The following is a 7,500-nucleotide window of genomic DNA, read 5'->3' on the forward strand; positions in this document are numbered from 1 at the left end:
CTTCAGACGCGCTTTCGCTGCGGCTCCGGCTTCTCACCTTAACCTCGCCCGCGATCGTAACTCGCCGGTTCATTCTACAAAAGGCACGCCGTCAGGCATTAACGCCCTCCGACTGATTGTAGGCACACGGTTTCAGGTTCTTTTTCACTCCGCTCCCGCGGTGCTTTTCACCTTTCCCTCACGGTACTGGTTCACTATCGGTCGCCAGGAAGTATTTAGCCTTAGGAGGTGGTCCTCCTTGATTCCCACGGGATTTCTCGTGTCCCGCGGTACTTGGGGTTCCGTCTCGGAGTCTGCACAGTTTCGGGTACGAGACTTTCACTCTCTTCGGTCAGCCTTTCCAGACTGTTCGCCTACTGTGCAGATTTGTAACTCCATGTGAGACGCCCCGCAACCCCGCATGGCCGAAGCCACACGGTTTGGGCTGTTCCCCGTTCGCTCGCCGCTACTCAGGGAATCACTGTTGTTTTCTCTTCCTCAGGGTACTTAGATGTTTCAGTTCCCCTGGTCTACCTCTCAACACCTATGGATTCAGTGCTGAGTGACACTCCATTACGAGTGCCGGGTTTCCCCATTCGGATACCCTCGGATCAATGCCTGCTTACGGCTCCCCGAGGCATTTCGGTGTTTGCCCCGTCCTTCATCGGCTCCTGGCGCCAAGGCATCCTCCGTGCGCCCTTCGTAGCTTAACCTAAGTTATTGCATACGAAATGCTGCATTTCTTCATGTCTTGACTCACAATTTCGCTATCCAGTTTTCAAGGAACGCGTTTGGGAAAGAAAAACCCTTACGGGCTTGATCCCCCAAAACTAAACGAGTTGTCAGAGATGATGCGAGTTTGATAAAGCTTGTTTTATGGTCGTTAGACCGTAAATCCTTAGAAAGGAGGTGATCCAGCCGCACCTTCCGATACGGCTACCTTGTTACGACTTCACCCCAGTCATCGACCCCACCTTAGACGGCTGGCTCCTTGCGGTTACCTCACCGGCTTCGGGTGTTGCCAACTCCCATGGTGTGACGGGCGGTGTGTACAAGGCCCGGGAACGAATTCACCGCGGCATGCTGATCCGCGATTACTAGCAATTCCAGCTTCATGCAGGCGAGTTGCAGCCTGCAATCCGAACTGTGAGCGGCTTTTTGGGATTGGCTCCGCCTCGCGGCCTCGCAACCCTTTGTACCGCCCATTGTAGCACGTGTGTAGCCCAAGACATAAGGGGCATGATGATTTGACGTCATCCCCGCCTTCCTCCGGTTTGTCACCGGCAGTCAATTGTGAGTGCCCAACTGAATGATGGCAACACAATTTAGGGGTTGCGCTCGTTGCGGGACTTAACCCAACATCTCACGACACGAGCTGACGACAACCATGCACCACCTGTCACCGCTGCCCCGAAGGGAAGGTCTATCTCTAAACCGGTCAGCGGGATGTCAAGTCTTGGTAAGGTTCTTCGCGTTGCTTCGAATTAAACCACATGCTCCACTGCTTGTGCGGGCCCCCGTCAATTCCTTTGAGTTTCAGTCTTGCGACCGTACTCCCCAGGCGGAGTGCTTAATGCGTTAGCTTCGGCACTGAGGGTGGTACCCCCCAACACCTAGCACTCATCGTTTACGGCGTGGACTACCAGGGTATCTAATCCTGTTTGCTCCCCACGCTTTCGCGCCTCAGCGTCAGAAATCGGCCAGCAAGGCGCCTTCGCCACAGGTGTTCCTCCACATCTCTACGCATTTCACCGCTACACGTGGAATTCCCCTTGCCTCTCCGATCCTCAAGCCATCCCGTATCCAAGGCAGTCCCAAGGTTGAGCCTTGGGCTTTCACCCCGGACGCAGATGGCCGCCTGCGCGCGCTTTACGCCCAGTGATTCCGGACAACGCTTGCCCCCTACGTATTACCGCGGCTGCTGGCACGTAGTTAGCCGGGGCTTCCTCCTCTGTTACCGTCAGGGTGTGAGCATTCTCTTCTCACACTTGTTCTTCACAGAAGACAGAATTTTACAACCCGAAGGCCTTCATCATTCACGCGGCGTTGCTCCATCAGGCTTGCGCCCATTGTGGAAGATTCCCTACTGCTGCCTCCCGTAGGAGTCTGGGCCGTGTCTCAGTCCCAGTGTGGCCGATCACCCTCTCAGGTCGGCTACGCATCGTCGCCTTGGTGAGCCGTTACCTCACCAACTAGCTAATGCGCCGCGGGCTCATCCGACAGTGAAGCGAAAGCTTCTTTCTCGATCTCCCCATGCGAGGGGATCGCTTATCCGGTATTAGCACTCGTTTCCAAGCGTTATCCCAGTCTGTCGGGCAGATTGCCCACGTGTTACTCACCCGTCCGCCGCTAACCTTTGGGAGCAAGCTCCCTCCGGTCCGCTCGACTTGCATGTATTAGGCACGCCGCCAGCGTTCGTCCTGAGCCAGGATCAAACTCTCAATAAAAGTTGAAAAAGTTTGTATCTTGACTCGCATCAGATCTCTGTAACACTCGTTTAGTTTTCAAGGATCAATCTGTTCAATATCCAACGTTGCGACAGGAAGTCGCGTTCTTCGTTGGGCTACCACCGCGTGTCTCTCGCGGCGACAAGAGTTATCTTATCACGGCTGGACAGCCTGTCACAACTCAACTTTTGGTCATATTTGCCGCCTAGCGAACAAAATTCGCTGAATGACCTAACCGTCATGATTGAACTTCATTTTTTGTTATCATTCTTTGTTATCCTACCCAATGATGTAAAAGTTCATCATCAGAGTGCTCACGAGCGAAGGAGTAACAGATCCACGTTCAAGAATCGACATGCCACCAGCTTGCCCTGCTTGCAGTGGCGGATGACTAAGCGAAAAAACTCGCTCCCAATTAGGAGATCAAGCCTTTCATTCCTCCTTCAGCGAGCACACTTTCCAAACACCCAACCGCGTCCCTTCCTAGAAACTCTTCATTTCATGTTCCAAACCTTTGATCTGGTTGCGAACTCAAACCCCTTCACTATTCTTAGTCAAAAACTAACTCTCTTTTTTTGTACTGCGTCTCTCCTGCAGTTCATTACTCTTCCATATCCCGGAGAATACTATAGTACCGAACACGTGCTACTACTATATGTACTTATACAAGCAAAAACTCAGCCCATCAAATTGAGTTTCACTTTGACTAGTAGCAGCGTTTTTCTCTCCCAAGAACTGACGAGCCAACTCCCATCTCTCCACTTTCGATCAATAGTTCTTCACTCCACTTCTGTCTCGGGCATTTCCTCCACTACCCTTGGATATTAAATATGACCTAGTTCATTGAACTGAGTCTCAATTTTTCGTTGCGGTGTCCTACACTCCCAGAACCCCTCGGCCCAATCACCATCCCACCGCATTCGTTTCAATAGTTCTTCACTTCACTTCGGACTCAGGCATTTCCTCTGCTGACCTTGGATATTTATTAAGACCCAGTTCATCAGAACTGAGTCTCCCTTTGCCTAGTGGTCCTACTCTCCTAGAATCCTGCGCTCCAAGTACCATTCCTCCGCTTCCGTCTCAGGGCTACTTCACTCCGCTTCGAACCCGGCGCTGTTTCTATTGGCCTTGGTCAACAAGAGAAGACCTATTCAATGAACAAAGCCTCCTCTTGCTCTATTCTGTCCGAATTCCACAGAAGCACCATTTCATTACACAAAAAGACCCAGTTCAATGAACTGGGTCTTTTTTTACCTAGCGACGTCCTACTCTCCCAGGACCCTGCGGTCCAAGTACCATTGGCTCTGTGGAGCTTAACTTCTGTGTTCGGGATGGGAACAGGTGTGACCTCCACGACATCATCACTAGATATTTAAATGGTGGGCCCAAGAAGATTCGAACTTCCGACCTCACGATTATCAGTCGTGCGCTCTAGCCAACTGAGCTATGGGCCCGCAATACATTTGAAAAGTGGCGGAGCTGACGGGATTCGAACCCGCGGTCTCCCGCGTGACAGGCGGGCATGTTAGGCCACTACACCACAGCTCCATTGTGGTTGCGGGGACAGGACTTGAACCTGCGACCTTCGGGTTATGAGCCCGACGAGCTGCCAACTGCTCCACCCCGCGATATTTGTGGAATTCCGTAATCATACGATCCGGCTTCCTTTGTGAAATTGGTGGAGGTTGACGGGATCGAACCGCCGACCCTCTGCTTGTAAGGCAGATGCTCTCCCAGCTGAGCTAAACCTCCACGTACAGGACGTACCGTGTACAGCGTTGCGACAGGACGTTACGAACAGGATGTTCCGTATCCAACGTTGCGACAGGATGTCGCGTACTTAGTTGGACAACCTGTAAAGATAAAATGGTGACTCGTACGGGATTCGAACCCGTGAATGCCGCCTTGAAAGGGCGGTGAGTTAAGCCGCTTCTCCAACGAGCCTTTACTGGCTCCCCGAACAGGACTCGAACCTGTGACCATCCGATTAACAGTCGGGCGCTCTACCAACTGAGCTATCGAGGAACATTGGTGGAGATAAGCGGATTCGAACCGCTGACCCCCTGCTTGCAAGGCAGGTGCTCTACCAACTGAGCTATACCCCCAAGATAAATGGCGTGCCCAGAGAGATTCGAACTCCCGGCCTTTTGATTCGTAGTCAAACGCTCTATCCAGCTGAGCTATGGGCACATCTATTTTTTTGTGAAAGTGGTGAGCCATGAAGGACTCGAACCTTCGACCCACTGATTAAAAGTCAGTTGCTCTACCAACTGAGCTAATGGCTCACTATGGTGGAGAGAGAAGGATTCGAACCTTCGAAGCTTTCGCAACGGATTTACAGTCCGCCCCAGTTGGCCACTTTGGTATCTCTCCATAATGGGTGATTCTCGTTTTGCAACCGCATCTCTCGCGGCGACAGGATTTATAATATCACGTACACGCTTTCTACACAATCACTTTTTCAAAACGAAATTGCACAAACAGGCTGCTCACCACATCTGAACCTGCTCATATCGCTCCAAGCTCCAATTTCCTCGCCAAATCAATGTTTTCAGTTCCCACCTATCTCACACACTGCGAGCTAACCGATCAGTGCCAACCCGGCTTTATTAGCTCTTTCTCCGCTACCCTGTTATTCACTTGGAATGTCATCAGTCTACCAGGAATGAGCAGACTCCTTTTAACCTGACCTTACTGCATAATCCATTCTTTCTAGGTTTCTGCCAATGCTACTTTGAGTGCTTCCGTTGCATCATTACCAGCAGGTTTCTTAGGGCAATGAGATGCGGCCTTTCCATCCTGAACGTTTGCGATACACTCCAAGCAGCTCCTCCAAGCGAAACACTCCCATATAGCCTCCAATTTGCTTAACATGCGTTCCAAAGTAACGAAGCCGCCCCTGGCCGCCCCATTACACCTAGCACCCTGATGAACAGAGCCTTACCTGAAACAGCCCGCTTCGAACACCTGAAACCGCATGCCATCTGAGCATACCCTTGCTTAGACCTACCAGCGATACTCCGGATGTCAGCATCCACTCGGCCTTGTCCTCTTCGCGCTGAAACGCTAGCAAACACTCTACGCGAATGTCATCATCGATGTGATAATTCCATCATAAAGTGCTACTTAGGATACCTGTAGCTTCAAACCATACAACCTATCAAAAAACCAATTTGACAAAGGGCGATCTGCTTTAGAGCCGCTTGAATTTTCCGCATACCTTGCACTCTTGCCTCTATCTTCTTAAACCGCAGGTACCTTCCGCGACCCAACGCTCCGTTCACACGTCAGGACCGGTAACCATGAACTCTTGTTCCATCCCGTAACAAGATGTGCCCTTCTCCAAGTAGGTGTTACAATTCTCTATTTCCGTACCTCATATCGACTCAAATGCTCCATAAAAACTTAGTACCACGTTCTGATTATGTCATCAGCGTTACGGCTTGAACCGATCTGCGCTTACAACACCTGATGTACCTCCACCGATAAGGTATTACAGGCAACCCCTTTCTCAAATCAAATCCATATAGAAATCATTGCTCAATAAGGGTATGCTCCACTCCGGCTGCTTCAGCGTTCTGCCGCTGATTAGACAAATGTTGATCTCCCCTTTCCTCTGCTGTAATGGATCTCACCCGCACGACATCCCGAAGTTTTCAAAGAAAGCAGGTAGACCCGAAGTGAACGTGATACCAAGGCAATTGATTGTATACATCAAAAAAGACATACTCCAGCAACCCGGAGCTCATTTCATGTTGTGTGGACTATACCGTTGTCGTAGATCCTAGCGCATCGGTACATTGCTCCGCAACGTGGCGGCACATTAGACTTTATACAGGAGAAAACCTCATCCCTGAGCTTCAATATTCTTTTGATTTCTATCTCGTTGCTCTGTGTTCCGCTTCAAACGAGGCACTTCTACTAATTAACCTTGGACAACGAAAAACAACCCCATTTATTGAACGATGTCTCTTAATGCTCAATGTTGTCCGCTTCTACAGCAGCAGTATTTTACATTAGACAACAAAAAGACCCAAGCCAGCGAACCCGGTCTCACATTTGACTAACGCTCTCCTACTCACCCAAGAGCCTGCGGTCCATTTACCACACTTCCGCTTCTAACGCGGCACAGTTGCTTTTTACTCGTCAGACAACATGAAAAAAGACCCGATCTTAGAAGATCGAGTCTTTCTCTCATTACCTAATGACATCCCACTATCTCAGGACCCTGCAGTCCAAGTACCATACCTCCGCGATCGCTCCGGTGGTTCTTCGCTCCGCTTCGAACGCGGCACTGTTTCTATTGGCCTTGGACATCAAAAGTAACACCCTATTCAATGAACAAAGTTCTCCTATCGCTCTATTCAGTCCATTTTCCACTGCAGTAGCATTTCAGTACATAACAAAAAGGCCCAGTTCAATGAACTGGGCCTTCATCTTTGCCTAGCGACGTCCTACTCTCCCAGGACCCTGCGGTCCAAGTACCATACCTTCGCTATCGCTTCGGTGGTTCTTCGCTCCGCTTCGAACGTGGCACTGTTTCTATTAGCCTTGAACAACAAATGAAACACCCTATTCAATGAACAAAGTCCCCTATTGCTCTATGCTGTCCGATTTCCACATATGCAGTATTTCATAACACAACGAAAAAGACCCAGTTCTGTGAACTGAGTCCTCATCATCGCCTAGCGACGTCCTACTCTCCCAGGACCCTGCGGTCCAAGTACCATCGGCTCTGCAGAGCTTAACTTCTGTGTTCGGGATGGGAACAGGTGTGACCTCTGCGACATTATCACTAGATATGGGGTGTTCCCTGAAAACTGGATGCGAAATAATTGTGAGTGATGGACTTACTTAGGATAAGCCCTCGACCGATTAGTACTGGTCAGCTACACGCCTCACGGCGCTTCCACCTCCAGCCTATCAACCTTGTCTTCTACAAGGGGTCTTACCACGTTGACCGTGTGGGAAGTCTTATCTTGAGGTGGGCTTCGCGCTTAGATGCTTTCAGCGCTTATCCCTTCCCGACATAGCTACCCAGCGATGCGGTTGGCACCACAACTGGGACACCAGC

10 tRNA genes and 5 rRNA genes (2 of these 15 only partly in view) are annotated in these 7,500 nt (G+C 50.5%); all 15 read right to left on the bottom strand.

Annotated features, from left to right (window positions below):
- Positions 1-692 (bottom strand): 23S ribosomal RNA (locus CIG75_RS19320); it reaches 2,238 nt to the left of the window's first position.
- A 189-nt stretch (positions 693-881) separates the two neighbouring features.
- Positions 882-2,426, bottom strand: a 16S ribosomal RNA gene (locus CIG75_RS19325).
- A 1,252-nt stretch (positions 2,427-3,678) separates the two neighbouring features.
- Positions 3,679-3,795, bottom strand: a 5S ribosomal RNA gene (gene rrf, locus CIG75_RS19330).
- Together the 16S, 23S and 5S rRNA genes with 10 tRNA genes alongside form the textbook arrangement of a ribosomal RNA operon.
- Positions 3,796-3,803: 8 nt before the next feature.
- Positions 3,804-3,880 (bottom strand) — tRNA-Ile (locus CIG75_RS19335).
- A gap of 17 nt (positions 3,881-3,897) precedes the next feature.
- Positions 3,898-3,974: transfer RNA gene (locus CIG75_RS19340), tRNA-Asp, on the bottom strand.
- Positions 3,975-3,978: 4 nt separating this feature from the next.
- Positions 3,979-4,054, bottom strand: a tRNA-Met gene (locus tag CIG75_RS19345).
- A gap of 48 nt (positions 4,055-4,102) precedes the next feature.
- A tRNA-Val gene (locus CIG75_RS19350) sits at positions 4,103-4,178 on the bottom strand.
- A 115-nt stretch (positions 4,179-4,293) separates the two neighbouring features.
- Positions 4,294-4,370, bottom strand: a tRNA-Glu gene (locus CIG75_RS19355).
- A 5-nt stretch (positions 4,371-4,375) separates the two neighbouring features.
- Positions 4,376-4,451, bottom strand: a tRNA-Asn gene (locus tag CIG75_RS19360).
- A 4-nt stretch (positions 4,452-4,455) separates the two neighbouring features.
- Positions 4,456-4,531: transfer RNA gene (locus CIG75_RS19365), tRNA-Ala, on the bottom strand.
- An 8-nt stretch (positions 4,532-4,539) separates the two neighbouring features.
- A tRNA-Arg gene (locus tag CIG75_RS19370) sits at positions 4,540-4,616 on the bottom strand.
- 19 nt (positions 4,617-4,635) lie between these two features.
- A tRNA-Lys gene (locus tag CIG75_RS19375) sits at positions 4,636-4,711 on the bottom strand.
- Between the two features lie 4 nt (positions 4,712-4,715).
- A tRNA-Tyr gene (locus CIG75_RS19380) sits at positions 4,716-4,799 on the bottom strand.
- A 2,310-nt stretch (positions 4,800-7,109) separates the two neighbouring features.
- Positions 7,110-7,226: ribosomal RNA gene (gene rrf, locus CIG75_RS19385) — 5S ribosomal RNA — on the bottom strand.
- A gap of 55 nt (positions 7,227-7,281) precedes the next feature.
- Positions 7,282-7,500 (bottom strand): 23S ribosomal RNA (locus CIG75_RS19390); it runs 2,711 nt beyond the window's last position.

The organism is Tumebacillus algifaecis (genome assembly GCF_002243515.1).
GTDB lineage: Bacteria > Bacillota > Bacilli > Tumebacillales > Tumebacillaceae > Tumebacillus_A > Tumebacillus_A algifaecis.